The sequence below is a fragment of the Nonomuraea sp. NPDC050783 genome (assembly GCF_040802095.1).
Lineage (GTDB): Bacteria > Actinomycetota > Actinomycetes > Streptosporangiales > Streptosporangiaceae > Nonomuraea.
In genome coordinates this window covers 43,171-62,023 of record NZ_JBFAHK010000001.1, presented here as the reverse complement: position 1 = coordinate 62,023, position 18,853 = coordinate 43,171, and the positions used below count along the sequence as shown (strand labels likewise).

At 74.1% G+C, this 18,853-nt stretch carries 20 protein-coding genes; 5 read left to right on the top strand and 15 right to left on the bottom strand.

Annotated features, from left to right (window positions below):
- Nucleotides 1–161 precede the first annotated feature (161 nt).
- Complete coding sequence (locus AB0H75_RS00365) at nucleotides 162–1,157, top strand: serine hydrolase domain-containing protein (protein WP_367787693.1); 996 nt, start codon at nucleotides 162–164, stop codon at nucleotides 1,155–1,157.
- Here the strand turns inward: AB0H75_RS00365 and AB0H75_RS00360 are convergent.
- On the bottom strand, nucleotides 1,154–1,777 hold the full coding sequence (locus AB0H75_RS00360; RefSeq protein ID WP_367787690.1) for a hypothetical protein: 624 nt from the start codon (nucleotides 1,775–1,777) through the stop codon (nucleotides 1,154–1,156). The genes AB0H75_RS00365 and AB0H75_RS00360 overlap by 4 nt on opposite strands.
- A 43-nt stretch (nucleotides 1,778–1,820) precedes the next feature.
- The gene (locus tag AB0H75_RS00355; RefSeq protein ID WP_367787688.1) at nucleotides 1,821–2,192 is read right to left on the bottom strand and encodes a winged helix-turn-helix transcriptional regulator; all 372 of its coding nucleotides are present in this window, start codon (nucleotides 2,190–2,192) and stop codon (nucleotides 1,821–1,823) included.
- 55 nt (nucleotides 2,193–2,247) lie between these two features.
- Here AB0H75_RS00355 and AB0H75_RS00350 point away from each other — a divergent pair, with 55 nt between their 5' ends.
- A complete protein-coding gene (locus AB0H75_RS00350) occupies nucleotides 2,248–2,634 on the top strand; it encodes a DUF4440 domain-containing protein (RefSeq protein ID WP_367787685.1) in 387 nt (128 codons plus the stop codon).
- A gap of 175 nt (nucleotides 2,635–2,809) precedes the next feature.
- Here the strand turns inward: AB0H75_RS00350 and groL are convergent, their stop codons facing one another.
- From groL to AB0H75_RS00335, 3 genes are all read right to left on the bottom strand, one after another.
- Nucleotides 2,810–4,429 (bottom strand): chaperonin GroEL, encoded by a 1,620-nt coding sequence (groL, locus tag AB0H75_RS00345; RefSeq protein WP_367787682.1) that lies wholly within the window; start codon nucleotides 4,427–4,429, stop codon nucleotides 2,810–2,812.
- A gap of 71 nt (nucleotides 4,430–4,500) precedes the next feature.
- The gene (gene groES / locus AB0H75_RS00340) at nucleotides 4,501–4,815 is read right to left on the bottom strand and encodes a co-chaperone GroES (protein ID WP_203885800.1); all 315 of its coding nucleotides are present in this window, start codon (nucleotides 4,813–4,815) and stop codon (nucleotides 4,501–4,503) included.
- A 195-nt stretch (nucleotides 4,816–5,010) separates the two neighbouring features.
- Nucleotides 5,011–5,865, bottom strand: a complete 855-nt coding sequence (locus AB0H75_RS00335) for an NAD-dependent epimerase/dehydratase family protein (protein ID WP_367787679.1) — start codon at nucleotides 5,863–5,865, stop codon at nucleotides 5,011–5,013.
- 90 nt (nucleotides 5,866–5,955) lie between these two features.
- Here AB0H75_RS00335 and AB0H75_RS00330 point away from each other — a divergent pair, with 90 nt between their 5' ends.
- The 3 genes from AB0H75_RS00330 to AB0H75_RS00320 all read left to right on the top strand — a co-directional run bounded on the left by AB0H75_RS00330 (nucleotide 5,956) and on the right by AB0H75_RS00320 (nucleotide 9,910).
- Complete coding sequence (locus AB0H75_RS00330; protein WP_367787676.1) at nucleotides 5,956–6,519, top strand: MarR family winged helix-turn-helix transcriptional regulator; 564 nt, start codon at nucleotides 5,956–5,958, stop codon at nucleotides 6,517–6,519.
- A gap of 11 nt (nucleotides 6,520–6,530) precedes the next feature.
- Nucleotides 6,531–7,709 carry a methyltransferase domain-containing protein gene (locus AB0H75_RS00325; RefSeq protein WP_367787673.1) on the top strand — a complete coding sequence of 393 codons (1,179 nt, stop codon included), beginning with the start codon at nucleotides 6,531–6,533 and terminating at the stop codon, nucleotides 7,707–7,709.
- Nucleotides 7,710–7,903: 194 nt separating this feature from the next.
- Nucleotides 7,904–9,910 carry a hypothetical protein gene (locus tag AB0H75_RS00320; RefSeq protein WP_367787671.1) on the top strand — a complete coding sequence of 669 codons (2,007 nt, stop codon included), beginning with the start codon at nucleotides 7,904–7,906 and terminating at the stop codon, nucleotides 9,908–9,910.
- Between the two features lie 51 nt (nucleotides 9,911–9,961).
- Here the strand turns inward: AB0H75_RS00320 and tsaD are convergent, their stop codons facing one another.
- From tsaD to AB0H75_RS00270, 10 genes are all read right to left on the bottom strand, one after another.
- Nucleotides 9,962–10,993: a tRNA (adenosine(37)-N6)-threonylcarbamoyltransferase complex transferase subunit TsaD gene (gene tsaD, locus AB0H75_RS00315; RefSeq protein WP_367787668.1), complete on the bottom strand. Its 1,032-nt coding sequence runs from the start codon at nucleotides 10,991–10,993 to the stop codon at nucleotides 9,962–9,964.
- A complete protein-coding gene (gene rimI, locus AB0H75_RS00310; protein ID WP_367787665.1) occupies nucleotides 10,986–11,417 on the bottom strand; it encodes a ribosomal protein S18-alanine N-acetyltransferase in 432 nt (143 codons plus the stop codon). The genes tsaD and rimI overlap by 8 nt, the downstream gene beginning before the upstream one ends.
- Before the next feature lie 65 nt (nucleotides 11,418–11,482).
- On the bottom strand, nucleotides 11,483–12,160 hold the full coding sequence (gene tsaB / locus AB0H75_RS00305) for a tRNA (adenosine(37)-N6)-threonylcarbamoyltransferase complex dimerization subunit type 1 TsaB (protein ID WP_367787662.1): 678 nt from the start codon (nucleotides 12,158–12,160) through the stop codon (nucleotides 11,483–11,485).
- Between the two features lie 144 nt (nucleotides 12,161–12,304).
- Nucleotides 12,305–13,228, bottom strand: a complete 924-nt coding sequence (locus AB0H75_RS00300; RefSeq protein WP_367787659.1) for an aminoglycoside phosphotransferase family protein — start codon at nucleotides 13,226–13,228, stop codon at nucleotides 12,305–12,307.
- Nucleotides 13,225–13,764 (bottom strand): class F sortase, encoded by a 540-nt coding sequence (locus tag AB0H75_RS00295; RefSeq protein WP_367787657.1) that lies wholly within the window; start codon nucleotides 13,762–13,764, stop codon nucleotides 13,225–13,227. Before AB0H75_RS00295 ends, AB0H75_RS00300 begins: the two co-directional genes overlap by 4 nt.
- Nucleotides 13,765–13,768: 4 nt before the next feature.
- Nucleotides 13,769–14,464 carry a hypothetical protein gene (locus AB0H75_RS00290; RefSeq protein ID WP_367787655.1) on the bottom strand — a complete coding sequence of 232 codons (696 nt, stop codon included), beginning with the start codon at nucleotides 14,462–14,464 and terminating at the stop codon, nucleotides 13,769–13,771.
- Nucleotides 14,465–14,595: 131 nt separating this feature from the next.
- Complete coding sequence (tsaE, locus tag AB0H75_RS00285) at nucleotides 14,596–15,042, bottom strand: tRNA (adenosine(37)-N6)-threonylcarbamoyltransferase complex ATPase subunit type 1 TsaE (RefSeq protein WP_367790438.1); 447 nt, start codon at nucleotides 15,040–15,042, stop codon at nucleotides 14,596–14,598.
- Between the two features lie 23 nt (nucleotides 15,043–15,065).
- Nucleotides 15,066–16,118 carry an alpha/beta fold hydrolase gene (locus AB0H75_RS00280; protein ID WP_367787652.1) on the bottom strand — a complete coding sequence of 351 codons (1,053 nt, stop codon included), beginning with the start codon at nucleotides 16,116–16,118 and terminating at the stop codon, nucleotides 15,066–15,068.
- A gap of 19 nt (nucleotides 16,119–16,137) precedes the next feature.
- Nucleotides 16,138–17,268, bottom strand: coding sequence for an alanine racemase (gene alr / locus AB0H75_RS00275; protein ID WP_367790435.1), 1,131 nt, complete (start codon nucleotides 17,266–17,268; stop codon nucleotides 16,138–16,140).
- A 120-nt stretch (nucleotides 17,269–17,388) separates the two neighbouring features.
- A complete protein-coding gene (locus AB0H75_RS00270) occupies nucleotides 17,389–18,849 on the bottom strand; it encodes an NAD(P)H-hydrate dehydratase (RefSeq protein ID WP_367787649.1) in 1,461 nt (486 codons plus the stop codon).
- Between the last annotated feature and the right edge of the window lie 4 nt (nucleotides 18,850–18,853).

Here is an 18,853-nt window from a genome sequence, read left to right as displayed (position 1 = left end):
CACTTGATAAGCAGGAATGTACGACAATTGCCAGGGTGGGGACGCTTATCAGCGACCATCGGTTTACTCCATTTATCCACCTTTTCCCCCACTTCCACCCAACCGCGAAACCCGGCAAGCGGCGTTGACACACGAGACGGCCGTCAACCATGATTGACGCCATGAGCGACCCCCTGGACGACCTCGTCCGCGAGAGCGCCGCCCGCCTGGCCGCCCGGCGCCCCGGCGCGCTCGCGCTCGGCGCGGTCCGCGGCGAGGAGAGCACGATCCACGGCACCGGCCCCGGGACCGTCTTCGAGATCGGCTCGATCACCAAGACGTTCACCTCGCTCGTCCTCGCCCGCCTGGCCGTGCGCGGCACGGTCGCCCTCGACCAGCCCCTGCGCGAGCTGCTGCCCGCCGGGACCGCCGTGCCGCGCCGCGACGGGCGCGAGATCGAGCTGGCCCACCTGGCCTGCCACACCTCCGGCCTGCCGCGGATCCCCAAGGGGCTGCTCCCGCGCGGCCTGTTCTCCACCGACCCGTACGCCTCCTGCACCGAGGAGGCGCTCCTGGACGGCCTGGGCCGCACCCGCCTGCGCTCCACCCCCGGCCGCCGCTTCCACTACTCCAACCTCGGCGCGGGCCTCCTGGGCCTGGCGCTCGCCCGCCGGGCCGGCGTCAAGGACTACGACGAGCTCGTCCGGGCGGAGATCTGCGACCCGCTGGGACTGTCCGACACCCAGGTCGTCCTGGACGCGGAGCGGGCCGCCCGCCTCGCCCCCGGCCACTCCCGCTTCGGCCGCCCCCGCCCGCCCTGGCACCTGGCCGGCCTGGCCGGCGCGGGCGGCCTCCACTCCACGCCCGCCGACCTGCTGCGCCTGGCCCGCCTCACGTTCGGCGACGCGCCCGACGAGCTGTCGCGCGCCTTCGACCTGGTCCGCGCCACCGGCCATCCCATCGGCGGGGCCGCCACGGCCCTTCCCGGCTGGGTCGCCCTCGCCGACGCCCGCGACAGGACCGGCCCCCGCATCCTGTTCCACAACGGGGGGACCGGCGGCTACCGGAGCATCCTGGCCGTGGTCCCGGAGCGCCGCACGGCGGTCGTCGCGCTCGGCGCCTGCGCCCGCTCCCTCGACCGGCCCGCCCTGGACCTCCTCAGGACGCTGAGCGCCTAGCGGGACTCCTGGCCCTGGCCGGGGGACCGGTCGGCGTCCAGGAGGTCCAGGTAGCCGCGCACGGCCTCCCACAGGTGGTGCTCCGGGTACCGGCCCAGGCCGCGGTGCCGCCGCCGCCACTTGCGGTCCCAAAAGGAGCGCTGCACCTCCCGCAGGTGGTCGAGCGCCGCCTCCAGCTCCTCGGCGGTGCGGGCCCGCGCCTCCCGCTCGCTCCCCGGCGAGCCGGGCCGCAGCAGGTCGGGACGGCGGTCGCGGAGCGCGCCGAGCACACCCTCGTCCACCCCGTCCGCGTGCGACCAGAAGCGCACCGGCTCCCTGACGTGGTGGTTCCACGCCGGGTCCCGGTGGGAGCGCCACCAGTAGTCCACCCCGCCCTTGTCCAGCTCCAGGAAGTCGACCAGCCAGGCGGCGCCGGGCGGCTGGGAGCCCCACGTCACCTCCGCGGGCGGCAGGTTCACCACGAGCACGACCTCCAGGCGGCCGACGGGGTCGGCCCCCTCCACCAGCTCGCCGAAGACGTACGCCGCCAGCAGGAACGGCTCCGCCGCGGCCACCCGGCGCGTCTGGTCGCACGTCTCGGCGAGCCGCCGCAGCCGCCGCACCGCCAACGGGTACTTCATCCGGCCACCTCCCGTCGGCCCTCCGCCGACCCGACCAGGGTATTCACTCCTCCTCAGCGCCCCAGTCCCACAGCGCCTGCAACACGGGGCCGAGCCTGCGCCCGCGCGGGGTCAGCGCGTAGCGGGTGCGCGGCGGCCAGCCGGGCCGCCGGGAGCGGACGAGCACCCCGGCCCCGGTCAGATGGGCCAGCCGGTCCGACAGGACCTTGTCCGACAGCTCGGGGAGGGCCTGGCGCAGCTCGGTGAACGTGCGCTCGCCCCGCAGCAGCTCGCGGACCACCAGCGTGGTCCACCGGCCGCGCAGCGCGGCGAGGGTGACCTCCACCGGGCAGGACGGGCTCGGCGCGGCGACGCCGGCACGCGGGTCGTCGGGCAGGCCCGGCCGGGCGGTGTGACCAACCGTTTGGTGAGCCACGAGGGCGCCTCCTAGCGTTGCCGCGATCGGGAATCTGCGAAGGGAAGTGTGCACCATGCGGCTTGCGGAACGGCCGGAGGACGTGCCCGCGGTGTTCGCCGAGCGGTTCAACAGCGGCGACCCGGCGGCGCTGGCGGAGGTCTACGAGGAGGGGGCGCTCTTCGTCCCCGAGCCGGGCCGGCCGCTGGACGGCGCGGCGGCCAGGGCGGCCAACGCCGCGTTCGTGGCGCTGGGGCTGCCGATCGCGGTGCGGCCCCGGCACGTGTACGCGACCGGCGACCTCGCCCTGCTGATCGTGGACTGGGAGATCGACGGCACGGACGCCGGCGGCGAGCGCGTCCACGTCGCGGGCACCGCCACGGACGTGGCCAGGCGCGGCCCGGACGGCCACTGGCGCTACGTCATCGACAACCCGTTCGGCACCGCCGCCGAAGCCCGCTGAAGCCCGTCGAAGCCCGCTGAAGCCCGCTGGAGCCCACCGAACGCCCACCGAAGCCCGTCGAACGCCCCGCGGAGCCTCCGGCGGAACGCCCGGAAAGCCGTACGGCCCGCGTCCCGCCGCCGCGCGGGGCGGCGGGGGGACGCGGGCCGTGAGGATCGATCGGCGGGAAGCCGGATCAGTGGCCGTGGCCGTGACCGTGGCCCTGGCCGGCGGCCGGAGCCTCCTCCTCGGGCTTGTCCACCACGAGCGCCTCGGTGGTGAGCAGCATGCCCGCGATCGAGGCCGCGTTCTGGACGGCGGAGCGGGTGACCTTCACCGGGTCGATGACGCCCTGGCCGATCAGGTCGCCGTACTCGCCGGTCGCGGCGTTGAGGCCGTGGCCGGCGGGCAGGTCGGAGACCTTGTGGGTGACGACGTAGCCCTCCAGGCCGGCGTTCTCGGCGATCCAGCGGGCCGGCTCGACCAGCGCGCGGCGGACGATGCCGACGCCCGTGGCCTCGTCGCCGCTGAGGCCGAGGTCGTCGAGCTCCTTGGAGACGTGGATGAGCGCGGAGCCACCGCCGGAGACGATGCCCTCCTCGATCGCCGCGCGGGTGGCGGAGATCGCGTCCTCCAGGCGGTGCTTCTTCTCCTTCAGCTCCACCTCGGTGGCCGCGCCGACGCGCAGCACGCACACACCACCGGCGAGCTTGGCCAGGCGCTCCTGGAGCTTCTCGCGGTCCCAGTCGGAGTCGGACTGCTCGATGGCGAGCCTGATCTCCTTGACGCGGTCCTCGATGGCGGCGGTGTCGCCGGCGCCGTCGACGATGGTCGTGGTGTCCTTGGTCACCACGACGCGGCGGGCGGTGCCGAGCACCTCCAGGCCGACGTGCTCCAGCTTGAGGCCGACCTCCTCGCTGACGACCTGGCCGCCGGTGAGGATGGCCATGTCCTGGAGCATCGCCTTGCGGCGGTCGCCGAAGCCGGGGGCCTTGACGGCGACGGAGGTGAAGGTGCCGCGGATCTTGTTGGTGACCAGGACGGCCAGGGCCTCGCCCTCGACGTCCTCGGCGACCACGAGCAGCGGCTTCTTGGTCTGGGCGACCTTCTCCAGCAGCGGCAGGAAGTCCGCGATGGAGGAGATCTTGCCCTGGGTGAGCAGGATGTAGGCGTCCTCCAGGACGGACTCCATCCGCTCGGGGTCGGTCACCATGTAGGCCGACAGGTAGCCCTTGTCGAACTGCATGCCCTCGGTGAACTCGAGCTCCATGCCCATGGCGTTGGACTCTTCGACGGTGAGGACACCGTCCTTGCCCACCTTGTCGAACGCCTCGGCGATCAGCTCGCCGATCTTGGCGTCCTGGGCGGAGATCGTCGCGACGTTGGCGATCTCCTTCTTGTCGCCGACCTCGCGGGCCGTCGCGAGCAGCTTGTCGCTGACGGCCTTGGCGGCCTGGTCGATGCCGCGCTTGAGCGACAGCGGCGAGGCGCCGGCGGCGACGTTGCGCAGGCCCTCGCGGACCATGGCCTGGGCCAGGACGGTCGCGGTGGTGGTGCCGTCGCCCGCGATGTCGTTGGTCTTGGTGGCCACTTCCTTGGCGAGCTGGGCGCCGAGGTTCTCGTAGCGCTCCTCCAGCTCGATCTCACGAGCGATGGTCACGCCGTCGTTCGTGATCGTCGGAGCACCGAACTTCTTGTCGATGACGACGTTGCGGCCCCGCGGGCCCAGGGTTACCTTCACGGCGTCCGCGAGGGCGTTGACGCCACGCTCAAGGGCGCGGCGCGCGTTCTCGTCGAACTCCAGGATCTTCGCCATGCTGAAAGTCCTCTCCTGGCGTCGAAAGCCCCGGCCGCCCGCAAGAGCGCCCGGGGCTCGACGCGTCCGGCCTACTTCTCGATGATCGCGAGAACGTCGCGGGCGGAGAGCACGAGGTACTCCTCGCCGCCGTACTTGACCTCGGTGCCGCCGTACTTGCTGTAGAGGACGATGTCGCCCTCGGAGACGTCGAGCGGAATCCGCTTCTCGCCGTCCTCATCCCAGTTGCCGGGGCCCACCGCGAGCACTCGGCCCTCCTGCGGCTTCTCCTTGGCGGTGTCCGGGATGACCAGGCCGGAAGCGGTGGTCTGCTCGGCCTCAAGCGGCTGGACCACGATGCGGTCGCCGAGCGGCTTAACGGGAACCTTGGTGGCGGTCGTCACGATCGGACCTCCCCTTCAGATGTGAATGATCAGAAGAGGCGACCAGCTGGGCCTGCCGTCGCGGGTGTCAGACCTGCCTCGTCGCACGTTGGCACTCTCAAGGGGAGAGTGCCAACAGGAAACATATGCAAGAGGGCCTTGACAGTCAACACGAACGCGTCCGCGTCTGCTGACAGCGATCAGAACTCCAGGTGACGTTCAGGCGTACGAGCCCTCCGCGAGGTCCGCGACGACGCCGGGGCGGCTGGGGTTCCAGCCGAGCTCCCGGCGGGTACGGGCGGCGCCGATCCGCTGGCTGAGGGCCAGGGCCTCGGCGAAACCCGCCCCGAGCACCCGCGCGGCCTCCTCCAGGGGCCAGGGCTCGGCGGCCTCCTTCACGCCGGCGGCGCGGGCGGCCGCCTCGGCCACGGCGGTGACGGGCACGGCCTCCTCGCTGATGGCGTGGTAGACGGACGGGCCGCCCCGCTCCACGGCCGCGACGATCAGCTCGGCCAGGTCGTCCACGTGGACGAACGTCCAGGTCGGCACCCGGTCGCCGGACGTGACGTACACGCCGGCGCCGCGCTCGGCGGCCTGGGCGCGCAGGAGCGCGGGGATGCCCGCCCCCCGGCCGTGCACGACGCCGGGCCGCACCACGGAGCCGCCGCCGCCGATCACCAGCCGCTCCACCTCGTCCCGGTACGCCACGAGCTGAATCGGCCGGGTCGGGCTGTCCTCGTCGCCCCCGTCGATCTCGCCGAGCACCCACACGCCGCTGACGTAGACCAGCCGCTTCCCTTCGGCGGCGGGCACGCCGATGGCGGCGAGGTCGGCGTCCCGGTCGCCGGTGAGCTGGCCGGCGTGCACGACCACGTCCACGTCGGGCGTGACCGCGGCCCGCAGCGCGGCGGCGTCGGCCAGGTCGCCGTGGCGCTCCTCGGCCGCGCCGGGCACCCGCCTCGCGCCGTCCGCCGCCGGGCGGACGAACGCCACCACCTCGTGCCCCTCCCCGGCCAGCCGCTCCACCACGGCCGCCCCGATGTAACCGGTCGCGCCGATCACCAGCACTCTCATCGTCCCACCTCAAAAATTTCGACATCGAAGTTTTCTGCGCCGAACGGTATACCACGACGTCGAACATTTCAATGTCGTACGATTGACGGCATGGATGACGCGATCGACGAGATCATCGGTCAGTGGGCCCGCGCGCGGCCCGGCGTCGACGTGTCCCCGACGGGCGTGGTCGGCCGCGTCTCGCGGGCCTCGCGGCTGCTGGAGCGCGGCGTCAGGGAGTTCCTGGCCGAGCACGGGCTGGAGGCGTGGGAGTTCGACATGCTGGCCACCCTGCTGCGCGCCGAGGACGCCCGCATGTGCATGAAGGACCTCTCGGCCGTCGCCATGGTCAGCCCCGGCGCGCTCACCAACCGCGTGGACCACCTGGTCGAGCGCGGCCTGGTGGATCGCGGCCCGGCGCCGCGCAACCGGCGCATGACGCTCGTCGCCCTGACCGAGAAGGGCCGGCGCGTGGCCGACGACCTCCTGGAGCGGCACGCCGCCCACGAGGCCCGCCTGCTGTCCGGGCTCTCCGCCGGCGACCGCGACGCCCTGGCCGCCCTGCTCCGCAAGCTCCTGCTCTCCCTGGGCGACGCCCCGGCCCCGAGCTGCACCCCGTCCCCGGAAGGCACCCCACCGGCGGCCCAGGTCACGGAGAGGTCGGCGGAGCGGTAGCGTCGGGGGACGTGGACCTCGAAGCCTTCCGACAGCTCCTGACCCCGCGCGGCCGGCAGGCGCTCGCCGAGGCCGGGGAGCTGACGGCCGCCGGAGCCGACCCGGTCGCCGCCGCCACGAAGCTGCGCAGGACGTACGACGCCGCGCTCACCTCGGCCGCCCTCACCCAGGCGGGCCTGCGGGCGCGGGCGCGGGCGAAGTTCGGCGCGGACGCGGAGCTGATGTACTTCACCCCGCACGGCCTGGAGCAGTCCACCCGCAGGGAGGTGGCCGAGCACCGCGCCCGCCGGCTGGCCGGGGCGAGCGTGGTGGACGCCTGCTGCGGCATCGGCGGCGACCTGCTGGCCCTGGCGCGGGCCGGCTGCACCGTGACGGCCGTCGACATCGACCCGCTGACCGCCGCCGTGGCCAGGGCCAACGCCGAGGCGCTGGGCGTCGCCGGCCGGGTGACGGTGCTCGTGGGCAACGCGGGCGGCGTGCGGCCCGAGGACTACGACGTGCTCTTCGCCGATCCGGCCAGGCGGACGAGCCGGGGCCGGACGTTCGACCCGATGGCCTACTCCCCGCCCTGGCCGACCATGCTCGCCCTGGTGGCGCGGGCCGGGCGCGCCTGCGTCAAGGTCGCCCCCGGCATCCCGTACGACTACATCCCCGAGGGCGCCGAGGCCGAGTGGGTCTCCTACAAGGGCGAGGTCAAGGAGGCCGCCCTCTGGACGGGCGAGCGCCGCCTGCGGCTGGTGCGCCGCGCCACGCTGCTGCCCGGCGGCCACACGCTGGCCTCCGCCGGCTCCGCGGAGCAGGCCGAGGTGGGCGCGATGGGCCGCTACGTCTACGAGCCCGACGGCGCCGCGATCCGGGCGCACCTGGTGCGCGAGGTGGCCGGGCTGGTGGGCGGGCGGCTGATGGACCCGCAGATCGCCTACATCGCGGCCGACGAGCCGGTGGACACCCCGTGGGCCACCCGGTACGCGGTGGACGAGATCATGACATTCTCGCTGAAAAAGCTGCGCGCGGCGCTCCGCGAGCGGAAAATCGGAAATGTCACCATCAAGAAGCGCGGCTCCGCCGTGGACATCGAGCGGTTGCGCGCTGATTTGCGGCTTAACGGGGAGAATTCTGCGGTCGTCATCCTGACTCGCGTACTCGACCGGCCATATGCACTTATCTGCGACACCTCCCAGCCTGTCTGACCTTGGAAAACGGTCAATATCCCGTCAGCTACGATCTTTCAATTCAGCAATGACGGACCTTGATCGAAAGGCTAAGGTTGGCGGGCGGGAGTTCTCCCCCTGATGCGGTCACCCGCGTTCTCGCCATTGATGTGCAAACCGGACCCCGTCCCACCGCTGCGCGGCAAACCGTCGGCGAGCGAAGGAGCTTTTCGGTGGACAATTCCAACCACACGACCCTTCTCGCGGCAGGAGGCTACACCGCCATTTCCGACCGGATGCGTGACCTCCTCACCCGCGCCTCCCAGGACCACGTGTACGAGCAGCGCACGCAAGGGGCCGTCCTCGACGAGATCCGCCAGCGGCTCGAAGGCATGGAATGGCTGCTGCGGGAGGTCCGCGAGCGCGAGCTGGGCGGCCTGAGCGGCACCCTGGAGTCCGTCAGCGGGCGGCTGGAGGACATCGCCGACAAGCCGCCCATGTGGGCGGAGGGGCTGGCTCAGCACGTCGAGGCGGTCCGCGACCACGTGGACGCCGTCGGCGACCGGGTGGGCCACGTGGACGCCCGCGTCGCCCCGGTGGCCGAGCTGCCGAGCCTCTGGGCCGACCTGGGCACCGTGGGCGACAACGTGGACGAGGCGCTCAAGCGCCTGCGGTCCGTGCTCGACACCACCGACGGCATCACCAAGGGCATGTCCGAGTTCGCCGCCATGCTGGCCGGGCTCAACTCCAGCATGGAGGCCGCCGCCAGCCGCTTCACCCGGCTCGACAGGTCCGTGGCCGAGCTGGCCGCCCGTACCGACCGGGTGGAGGCGGCCGTCGGCGAGCTGTCGGAAGGCGTCAACGAGCGGCTGACCGACGCGGCCGAGCAGCTCGCGAGCCAGGTCGAGGCCGCCGGGCAGCGCCTGGGCGCGCGCCTCGACGACGGCGCGGCCCGCCTGGAGGAGACCGGCAGGCGGCTCACCGCCCGCCTCGCCGAGACCGACCAGCGGGTGACCACCCGGCTGGAGGAGGCCGACGAGCGCATCGCCGCCCGCCTCGCCGAGACCGACGAGCGCATCACCACCCGCCTGACCGAGACCGACGAGCGCATCGCCACCCAGCTCGCCGAGACCGACGAGCGCATCACCACCCGCCTGACCGAGACCGACGAGCGCATCACCGCCCAGCTCGCCGAGACCGACGAGCGGGTCGTCACCCGGCTGACGAAGACCGACGAGCGGGTCGCGGCCCGGCTGACGGAGACCGGCGCGCTGCTCGCCGCCCGCCTCCAGGAGGCCGGCGAGCGCCTGGACGGCCGCCTGGCCGCCGCCGAGCAGCGCCTGACCGCCCGCCTCGACGAGGCCGACCGGCACCTGGCCGTGCAGCTCGGCGAGAGCGAGCAGCGCCTCACGGCCCGCCTCGACGGCGTGGACGCCCGGCTCGACCGGTCCGAGGGCCGGCTGGCCGGACTCGACTCCAGGCTCACCGGGTTCGACGGGCGGCTGGAGTCGGCCGACGAGTGCCTGTCCGACATCGACACCCGCCTCGACGGCCTGGACGGCCGCGTGAGCGGCGTGGACAAGCGGCTGACGCACGTCGACGGCCAGCTCGGCACCCTGGACAAGCGCCTCGGCACCCTGGACGGCCACCTGGGCCGGCACGACGACCGCTTCGACGCGCTCGACGCCCACCTCGACGTGCGCTGCACCGCGCTGGACGAGCGCGTGGCCGCCACCGACCAGCGCGTCGGCGAGGCCGCCAACCGCGCCGAGGGCCGCTTCAACAAGCTCGACACCCAGCTCGACGCGCTCGACGAGCGGCTGGGAGAGGCCGAGGAGCACCTGGGCGGCCGCTTCGACGGGCTCGACACCCGCGTCACCGGCCTCGGCACTCACCTCGACGGCCTGGCCGCCCGCACCGAGCGGGCCGGCGAGCACCTCGACGCGATGAACGGCCGCATCGAGGCGGTCGGCCGGCGCGTGAGCGAGCTGCCCGCGTCCCTGAGCCTGCCGGAGCTGCTCGACACGCAGGCCGGCGAGCAGGCCGAGCGCCTGACGGCCGCCGCCGAGGCGCTGACCGCGCTGGTGGGCGCGCGGCCCGATCGGGACGAGCTGGCCCGGACGGTCACCCAGATCGTCGAGCCGGCCGCCGGCGACCTCACCAAGCGCCTGAGCGCCCTGGAGGAGACCATGCTGGCCCTGGCCGAGGCCCTGCTGCGCCCCAGCCGGGGCAAGGACTGAGCACCCCTCCGAGCGGCGTCGCGGGGGGCGTGCCGTCCCCGGCGGCGCCGCTCAGACGTGCACGGTGGTGATCGGGAGCGACGAGTCGGCGGGGATCTGCAGGCTGGAGGGCTCGATCCCGGCGGCGACCAGGTCGGAGCCCAGCGCGGCCACCATCGCCCCGTTGTCGGTGCACAGCCCCGGCCGCGGCACCCGCAGCCGCACCCCGGCCGCGTCGCACCGCTCCTGGGCCAGCGCCCGCAGCCGCGAGTTGGCCGCCACGCCGCCGCCGATCAGCAGGTCGTCCACGCCGTACTTGCGGCAGGCCTGCAGCGCCTTGCGGGTCAGCACGTCGACCACGGCCTCCTGGAAGGAGGCGGCCACGTCGGGCACGTGGACGCTCTGCCCCGCCGCCTCCCTGGCCTCGACCCAGCGCGCCACGGCGGTCTTGAGCCCCGAGAAGGAGAAGTCGAGCGTGCCGTCGTCGATCTTGCCGCGCGGGAAGGTGACGGCGGTGCCCGAGCCCTCGCGGGCGGCCCGGTCGATGTGCGGCCCGCCGGGGAACGGCAGCCCCAGCACCCGCGCCACCTTGTCGAACGCCTCCCCGGCCGCGTCGTCCACGGTCGAGCCGAGCGAGATCACGTCGTCGGTCACGTCGGGCACCAGCAGCAGCGAGGAGTGCCCGCCGGAGACCAGCAGGGCGATGCACGGCTTGGGCAGCGGCCCGTGCTCCAGCTCGTCCACGGCCACGTGGGCGGCCAGGTGGTTGACGCCGTAGAGGGGGACGCCGAGCCCCAGCGCGTACGACTTGGCCGCCGCCACCCCGACCAGCAGCGCCCCCGCCAGCCCCGGCCCGGCCGTGACGGCCACGGCGTCGATGTCGGAGAAGCGCAGCCCGGCCGCGGCCAGCGCCGCCTCGACCGTGGGCGTCATGGCCTCCAGGTGGGCGCGCGAGGCGACCTCGGGCACCACGCCGCCGAACCTGGCGTGCTCGTCCATGCTGGAGGCGATGGTGTTGGCCAGCAGGGTGTGGCCTCTGACGATGCCGACGCCGGTCTCGTCGCAGGACGTCTCGATGCCGAGGACCAGGGGTTCGTCAGTCATCCAGCTTCCTTCTCATCATGATCGCGTCGGTGCCGTCGTCGTAGTAGCGGCGGCGGGTGCCGATCTCCTCGAACTCGAAACGCCGGTAGACCGCCTGGGCGCGCGGGTTGTCGGCGCGTACCTCCAGGAAGATCTCGCGCGCTCCCCTGCGCCGGGCCTCGGCCAGCAGCTCGGTCAGCAGGGCGCCGCCGATGCCCCGGCCCTGGTGCTTCTCCATGACCGCGATGGTCTGCACGTCGGCCTGGTCGGCCGCGGCGGCGAGCCCGGCGTAGGCGACGATCTCGTCCTCGACCAGGGCCACCACGTAGTGGCGCGAGCGCGGCATGTCGGCCAGCTCGCCGCGCATCATGCCCTCGCTCCACGCGTCGAGCGGGAACGTGGCCCGCTCGATCGCCATGACCGCCGGCAGGTCGTCCGCCGTCATGGGCCGGACCCTCACGCCGCCGCCCGGTCTCGCGCCGTCGTCGGGTCTCATGCCGTCGTCCGGTCTCACGCCGTCGCCCGCTTGCCCTCGCCCGGCGCGAGCACCTTCTTCGGGGCGCCGGGCACGACGGCGTCGGGGCGGCGCAGGTAGATCGGGCGCGGCGGGTCGAGCGGGGTGCCCGCGGCCAGCCGCTCGACGGCGAGCGCGGCCAGCGCCCCGGCGTACGGGTAGGGCGGCGCCTCGTGCCCCTTGGCCTCCAGCACGTCGCGGTAGAGGTCGGCGCCGGCGCCGATGACCGGCAGCCCGCCGGCCGGGACGTCGGCGGGACGGTCGACGAACGGCCCGTCCGCGCGGGTGCGCAGGTCGGTGTAGCGGGCCCAGAAGACCTCCTTGCGCCGCGCGTCGGTGGCGGCCAGGAACGGCTCGGTGAGGCCGCTGCCGTAGGCGAGCGCGTCGAGCGTGCAGACGCCGTAGGCGGGCACGCCCAGCGTGGTGGCCAGGCCCTGCGCGGTCATGAGCCCGACGCGCAGGCCGGTGTAGGGGCCGGGGCCGCTGCCGGCCACGACGGCCGTCACGTCACGCAGGGCCGCTCGTGCCTCGTCCAGCACGAGCTCGATGGTGGGGGCGAGGAGTTCGCCGTGGCGCCGGGCGTCGATCGTCGTGTGCTCGGCGAGCACGCGCTCGCCGTCGTGGAGCGCGGCGGTGACGGCGGGCGTCGCGGTATCAAAGGCCAGGACCAGCACGACTGATTAGCCTACCGGCAGCGGACCGCTCACCCGGCCGTAACGCCGGCCCCGCCCCGCGGAAACGCCTCCCGCGCGAGCCTCCGCCTCCCGCGCGAGCCTCCGCCTCCCGCGCGAGCCTCTGCCCCCGCGCGAGCCTCCGCCTCACGCCCAGCCCGTACGCCGCCGCAGCCATTCCAGCGCGACCACGCCCTGCGCCCGCTGGAACTCCCGCACCTTCGGCAGCCCCGGCGGGGCCGGCCGGCGCGACTGCCGCATGAAGTACCCGGCCACGGCGGCGACGACGGCGGTCACGGCCGGATCGGGATCGGCGAACAGCTCCCACGGCGGCGGCCCGCCCTGCATCCCGACCGACGGCAGCATGCCCACCCGGTCGTACCAGGGCGCGGCCCGGCAGGCCCACGGCCAGTCCACGACGTAGACGCGCTCCCCGGCGATCAGGATGTTGTCGGCCCGCAGGTCGGCGTGGACGAGGCTGTCGCCGGCCGCGGCCTCCTGCCAGCCGGACTCCAGCTCGGCCAGCTCGCCGAGGTGGCGCAGCGCCCAGGGGGCGAGCCCCGCGGTGTCCTCCCCGGCCAGCAGGCGCCAGCCGCGGAACACCTCGCCGTAGACCTCGTGGATCGGCGGCGCGTCGATCGGCGACGGGGTGAGCGCGCCGGTCATGCGGTCGAGGGCGGCCAGCACCAGGTCGAGCTGGTCGCGCCGCCAGGGCAGCTCGGGATGGGCGCCCTCGACGTCCTCGAAGACCAGCGTCACCCAGCCCTCCAGCTCGAAGCCGGTCAGCAGCCGGGGCGCGGGCACGCTCTCCGGCAGGGCGGCGGCGATCCTCAGCTCGGCGCGGTAGATGCGCGGGGTGTCGGGGTTGGGCTCGGGGCCGACGGCCTTGACGAAGGCGCGCCGGCCGTCCTCGGTGCGCAGCCGCACGGCGGCGGCCGGGGAGAACCCGCCGTCCTGGGTGCGTGCCTCGGCCACCCGCCCGCCGAGGAAGTCCTCGACCGCCGCGCGGACCGCCGGGTGCACCTCGGACCAGGGCACCCGGGTGCCGCCGGAGGCCGGAGGATGGCTCATGCCCGGGAAGCGTAGACGATGATGTTGTCCACGTACTCGCCCTTGGCGTAGTCGAACCTGCCGCCGCAGGTGACCAGCTTCAGGCCGTCGTCGAGGTAGACGCGCCGGGTGGGGAAGCTGTCCTTGTGCACCTGCTCGATCGCGTCCACCTTGAACGTCACCGTCTTGCCGTCGCTGCGCTCGACCTTGACGGTCTGGCCCTTGCGTAACTCCCTGAGCTTGTAGAACACGGCGGGCGCGGTCTTGGTGTCCACGTGGCCGATGATCACCGAGGCGCCCTTCTCGCCGGGCACGGCGCTGCCCTCGTACCAGCCGGCGACCTTGGGCTTCTCGTACGGCGGCAGCTCGACGTCGCCGCTCCTGGTCAGGCCCAGCTTCATGAGCGGGGCCTCCAGGTCGATGGAGGGGATGTCGATGCTCTCGGGCACGACGTTCGCGGCGGGCGTGGACGCCTGCTGCTGCGCCCCCTTGCCGAAGGCGAACAACACCAGGCCGGTGACGACCCCCGCGACGACGACCCGTCCCGGTCGTGCCATCGCGTTACGCCTTGCGCCGCTTGACCGCCCAGCCGATGCCCGCGATCGCCACGAGGCCGACGACCACGCCCGCCGGGCCGAAGGGGATGGAGGAGTCCTCGTCGAAGTCCTTGGCGTACGTGCCGCCGCCGCCCGCCCGGGGCGCCCGGGTGGGCACGTGGGTCGGCAGCGCCTCGCCGGCCACGACCCGGAGCCTGGCGGTGCCCGCGTCGTTGGTGCCGTCGCACTTGACGCTGACGGTGTAGGTGCCGCGCCGGACCGTTCCCGAGACCTCCGCCGAGCCGCGTACCCAGGGCGAGCCGCCGACGGTGCCGGTGGGGGTGGGGCTGCCGGCCCCGGAGGGCACCGGGTTGAGCGTGGCGCCGGTGACGAACGCCCGCGAGGTGGCGGTGCCGGTGTGCGCCGGGCCGCCGGTCGGCACCGGGCAGTTGGCCAGGATCCACACCGTGGAGGTCTCGCCGGCGGTGACCCGGTCGGGGTTGAGCTGGACCTGGATGCTGGGCCTGGTGACGACGGGCTGGGGGCTGGTGGCCGAGATGGTGGGGGTGGCCGTGCCGGAGGCTGTGGGTGTGGATGTGGGGCCGGACTCGGCCGAGGCTGTGCAGCCGGTCAGACCGACCATGACGATGGCTCCCGCGTACGCGACACGCCTGACCTTGAGCACCGGCCGCACCCCACTTTGCCGTCCTGGCACCAGCATCCACCCGAATCGTGGATGTCGCCCTCCCTGATACCCAGAAAATCTGGGCGAATCCCTAACCAACGATCATGATTGGTATCACCGGTCAGGTACGTCAAGGGTGACAGCTTTATCGGAGCATGGCCGGACTTTTATCCTTCGAGCCGATCAACCGGCGTGTCGGCCCAGCGGGGGCCCACGGCGCGCACGGTGACGACGCGGGCCTCGTCGCCCGCCTCGTCGCCCGCCTCGCGGTCGATGTGGAGCTCCAGCCGGTCGTCGGCCAGGCCCTCGACCAGCCCCTCGCCCCACTCGACGACGGTGACGGACTCCTCCAGCGAGGCGTCCAGGTCGAGGTCGTCGACCTCCAGGTCGCCGCCCAGCCGGTAGGCGTCCACGTGGACGAGCGGCGGGCCCTGGCGCAGCGAGGGGTGCACGCGGGCGATGACGAACGTGGGCGAGGTGATGGGCCCGCGGACCTTGAGCCCTTCGGCGATGCCCTGCACCAGCGTGGTCTTGCCGGCGCCGAGCGGCCCGGACAGGACGATCAGGTCACCGGCGCGCAGGTGGGCGGCCAGGCGGGCGCCGTACGCGCGCATGGACTCGGCGGTCGGGACTCTCACTACGGCTCCACTCTCTTGATCAGGTCGCGCAGCGCGTCGTTGACCACGCCGGGACGTTCGAGCTGGATCAGGTGGGAGGTGTCGGGCACCTCGGTGAGCTGGGCCTTGGGCAGGGCGGCCGCGATGGCCCTGCTGTGGTCGGGCGGAGTGAGCCAGTCGTGGTCGCCGACCATGATCGCGGTGGGCACCGGGTCGAGCACGTGCAGCGCGGCCAGCTTGTCGTGGTTCATCAGGGCCGGGTAGAAGTCGGCGATCACCTGGGTGGGCGTGGCCCTGATCATCGACTCGGCGAAGTCGACCACGGTGGGGCTGACGTTCTTGGAGTCGCCGAAGCCCATGTAGCGGGTGATCAGGAAGGCGAGGTCGCTGCCGGCGTGCCGGGTGCGGTCGATGAGCGTGCCGCGCTTGCCCAGCATCGACACGGTGGAGGGCGCGAACCTGTGGACGACCTTGGACAGCGCCGCAGGCAGGCCCAGCGTCAGCTCGGCCAGCCTGCCCGCCGAGGTGGCGAGCAGCGCCACGGCGCGGATCCTCTCGCCGAACAGCCCGGGATGGCGGTCGGCCAGCGCCATGATCGTCATGCCGCCCATGGAGTGGCCGACCAGCACGCACGGGCCGGGCACGAACTCCTCGATCACCTCGGCCAGGTCGTCGCCCAGCCGGTCGATCATGGACTCGTCGGCCTGGGCGCGCTGGGAGCGCCCGTGGGAGCGCTGGTCCCACAACACCAGCCGGTAGTTCTCGCGCAGGTCCTTGCGCTGGTAGTGCCAGGACTCCAGGCTGAGGCAGTAGCCGTGGCAGAACACGACGGTCAGCGGCGCGTCGTCGGGGCCGTCGACCTCGACGTGCAGCGCCACCCCGTCGCTGGTGATGTGTGTACGCTCCCTGCCGCGCAGCTCCCCGAACGGCTCGCTGGCCTCGGCGTCGGGACGCAGCCTGATGCGGCCGACCGCGTAGCGCTTGGCCATGGCCGCCGCCGCGACCCCGGCGGACGCCGCGCCGACGAGCGCGCCGGCGATCCCTGCCCTGCGGCGCCGTGTTGTCGTCGTCATCTCCCCGATCCTTCTCCGCTCAAGCCGCCGTGCTGGTGTGGACCCGCGGCACCCGCGAGCCGATCCTGGTCACGATCTCATGCGTGATCGTGCCGAGCGTATCGGCCCACTCCTGAACGGTCGGCTCGCCCCCGTCACCCGGGCCGAACAGCACGACCTCATCGCCGGCGGCGAGCGGGTCGTCCCCCATGTCGATCATGAACTGGTCCATGCAGACCCGGCCCGCGACCCGCCTTCGCCGCCCGCCCGCGAGCACCTCCGCCCTTCCCGTGGCGTGCCGGAGTATGCCATCGGCGTAGCCGATGGGGACGAGGGCCAGCGTGGTCTCGCGGTCGGTGGTGTAGAGGTGGCCGTAGGAGACCCCGGAGTCCCGCGGGACGCGCTTGACCAGCGCGGCCCGCGCCACCAGGGTCATGGCCGGGCGCAGCCCGAAGTCGCCCTGCTCGGGGATCGGGCTGAGGCCGTACATCGCGATGCCCGGCCGCACCAGGTCGTAGCGGGCCTCGGGCAGGGTCAGGGCGGCGGCGGAGTTGGCCAGGTGCCTGATGACGTGCGAGCCGGCCGCGCCCGCCTGCTCGGCCAGCTTCAGCGCCGTCTCGTACGCCTCCAGCTGCTGCCGCACCGAGGGATGGCCCGGGATGTCGGCGCAGGCGAAGTGCGACCACAGGCCGACGATCTCGACCACGCCCTCGGCCCGCAGCTCCAGCGCCCTGCGCAGCAGCTCCGGCCAGGCGGCCAGCGGGGCGCCGCCCCTGCTCATGCCGGTGTCGGCCTCCAGGTGCAGCCTGGCGGCGCGGCCGGCGCGGCGGGCGGCGGCGGCGATCTCGTCGAGCAGCCGCACGTCGGCGGCCGACAGCTCCACGTCGTGCTCCAGGGCCTGCGCCAGCGGCTCGCCCGGGGTGATGAGCCACGCCAGGATCGGCGCGGTCACGCCGCCCGCGCGCAGCTCCAGCGCCTCCCGGACGAAGGCGACCCCGAGCCGGCTCGCGCCGCCCTCCAGCACGGCCCGCGAGCACGGCACCAGCCCGTGCCCGTAGGCGTCGGCCTTGACGGCGCCCATCAGCTCGGCGCCGCCCGCCCGCTCCTTGAGCAGGGCGACGTTGCGCCTGATCGCGGCCAGGTCGACCCGCGCCTCGGCGGGCGTGGCCATCCGGGAGTACATCCTTCTAGTGTGGCAGCTCAGCGCCGTGGTCGAGCGCGATTTCCGCCCTGGGCGGTGACCGGAACGTGACGTCGCGTCAGGCGGTCCGGCGGTGACGCCCCGTCGCGCTCAGGCGTCCGCCCCGGTGACCGCGCGGATGGCGGCCGGCAGGCAGGTCGCGACGTCGGCGGCGGCCAGCGGGGCGCCGTCGGCGGCCAGCCGGCCGGCCAGCCCGTGCAGGTGGGCGGCGCAGGACCCGGCGTCGTACGGCCCGAGCCCCTGGGCCATCAGCGCGCCCGCCAGCCCCGACAGCACGTCGCCGGTGCCGCCCGTGGCCAGCCAGGACGTGCCGGTCGTGTTGACCCGGACCGGCCTGGACTCCTCGGCCACCACCGTGGTCGAGCCCTTGAGCAGCACGGTCACGCCCAGCTCGGCCGCCGCCGCGCGGGCGTGCTCCAGCCGCGCCGCCTCGATGTCCGCGCGCTCGGCGCGGATCAGCCTGGCCAGCTCGCCGGCGTGCGGCGTGATCAGCGTCGGCGCGTCGCGGAACAGCAGCGAGCGGTCGCGCGCCACCACGGTCAGCCCGTCGGCGTCCACGAGCACCGGCAGGCGGGTGCTCAGCACCTGGGCGGCCAGCTCGTGCGCCCAGTCGCCGGTGCCGAGGCCGGGCCCGAGCACCCACGCCTGCACCCGGCCGACGTCCTCGATCGAGGGCCGGTCGAGCCGCGTGATCACGGCCTCCGGCCAGGCGGCGCGCACCTGCGCCACGGGCTCGGCCGGGCCGGCGTAGCGGACCATGCCCGCCCCGGCCCGCAGCGCCCCGCCCACGGCCAGCACGGCCGCGCCGGTGTAGAGGTCGCTGCCGGCCAGCACGCCGAGCACGCCCCTGCGGTACTTGTCGGACTCCTTGCCGGGGCGGGGCAGCAGGTCGTCCACGTCGCCGTCGGTGAGCGCGGCCACGTCGGGGTCGGGCAGGAAAGGGCCGAGCCCGATGTCCACCAGCTCGACGCGGCCCGCGCACGCCGCACCGGGGTCCACCAGCAGGCCGGTCTTGCGGGCGCCCATGGTGACGGTCACCTGGGCGCGTACCGCCGCGCCCTCGACGCGGCCGGTGCCGGCGTCCACGCCGCTCGGCACGTCCACGGCGACGACGGGGGCGCGGGCGGCGTTCGCCGCCGCGACCAGCCCCGCGTACGGCTCCCGCAGCGCCCCGGAGACCCCGATCCCGACGAGCCCGTCCACGATCAGGTCGGCCCGCTCCAGCGCGTCCCGCGGGTCGGGACCGGTCGCCCGGCCGCCGGCGCCCAGCAGCGCGGCCAGCCCGTCCTCGTGCGTCTTCGACCCGGCGAGGACCGCCTCCACCCGGGCGCCGCGCCGGGCCAGCCGCTCGCCCGCGTAGAGCGCGTCACCGCCGTTGTCGCCGCTGCCGACGAGCAGCACGACCCGGCTGCCGTAGACGCGGCCCAGCAGGCCGGCGCAGGCGGCGGCGAGCCCGGCGGCGGCGCGCTGCATGAGCGTGCCCGGCGGCAGCCCGGCCATGAGGGCGTGCTCGGCGGCGCGGATCTGGTCGGCGGTGTAGGCGGTGCGCATGATC

Coding starts and splice junctions, on each gene's coding strand:
- groL (WP_367787682.1), bottom strand. CDS start 4,429: ATGGCGAAGATCCTGGAGTTCGACGAGAACGCGCGCCGCGCCCTTGAG.
- AB0H75_RS00335 (WP_367787679.1), bottom strand. CDS start 5,865: ATGAGAGTGCTGGTGATCGGCGCGACCGGTTACATCGGGGCGGCCGTG.
- tsaD (WP_367787668.1), bottom strand. CDS start 10,993: ATGACTGACGAACCCCTGGTCCTCGGCATCGAGACGTCCTGCGACGAG.
- alr (WP_367790435.1), bottom strand. CDS start 17,268: ATGGCCACGCCCGCCGAGGCGCGGGTCGACCTGGCCGCGATCAGGCGC.
- AB0H75_RS00330 (WP_367787676.1), top strand. CDS start 5,956: ATGGATGACGCGATCGACGAGATCATCGGTCAGTGGGCCCGCGCGCGG.
- AB0H75_RS00270 (WP_367787649.1), bottom strand. CDS start 18,849: ATGCGCACCGCCTACACCGCCGACCAGATCCGCGCCGCCGAGCACGCC.
- AB0H75_RS00365 (WP_367787693.1), top strand. CDS start 162: ATGAGCGACCCCCTGGACGACCTCGTCCGCGAGAGCGCCGCCCGCCTG.
- AB0H75_RS00290 (WP_367787655.1), bottom strand. CDS start 14,464: ATGCTGGTGCCAGGACGGCAAAGTGGGGTGCGGCCGGTGCTCAAGGTC.
- AB0H75_RS00295 (WP_367787657.1), bottom strand. CDS start 13,764: ATGGCACGACCGGGACGGGTCGTCGTCGCGGGGGTCGTCACCGGCCTG.
- tsaE (WP_367790438.1), bottom strand. CDS start 15,042: ATGCGCGCGTACGGCGCCCGCCTGGCCGCCCACCTGCGCGCCGGTGAC.
- AB0H75_RS00280 (WP_367787652.1), bottom strand. CDS start 16,118: ATGACGACGACAACACGGCGCCGCAGGGCAGGGATCGCCGGCGCGCTC.
- AB0H75_RS00350 (WP_367787685.1), top strand. CDS start 2,248: ATGCGGCTTGCGGAACGGCCGGAGGACGTGCCCGCGGTGTTCGCCGAG.
- rimI (WP_367787665.1), bottom strand. CDS start 11,417: ATGACGGCGGACGACCTGCCGGCGGTCATGGCGATCGAGCGGGCCACG.
- AB0H75_RS00360 (WP_367787690.1), bottom strand. CDS start 1,777: ATGAAGTACCCGTTGGCGGTGCGGCGGCTGCGGCGGCTCGCCGAGACG.
- AB0H75_RS00300 (WP_367787659.1), bottom strand. CDS start 13,228: ATGAGCCATCCTCCGGCCTCCGGCGGCACCCGGGTGCCCTGGTCCGAG.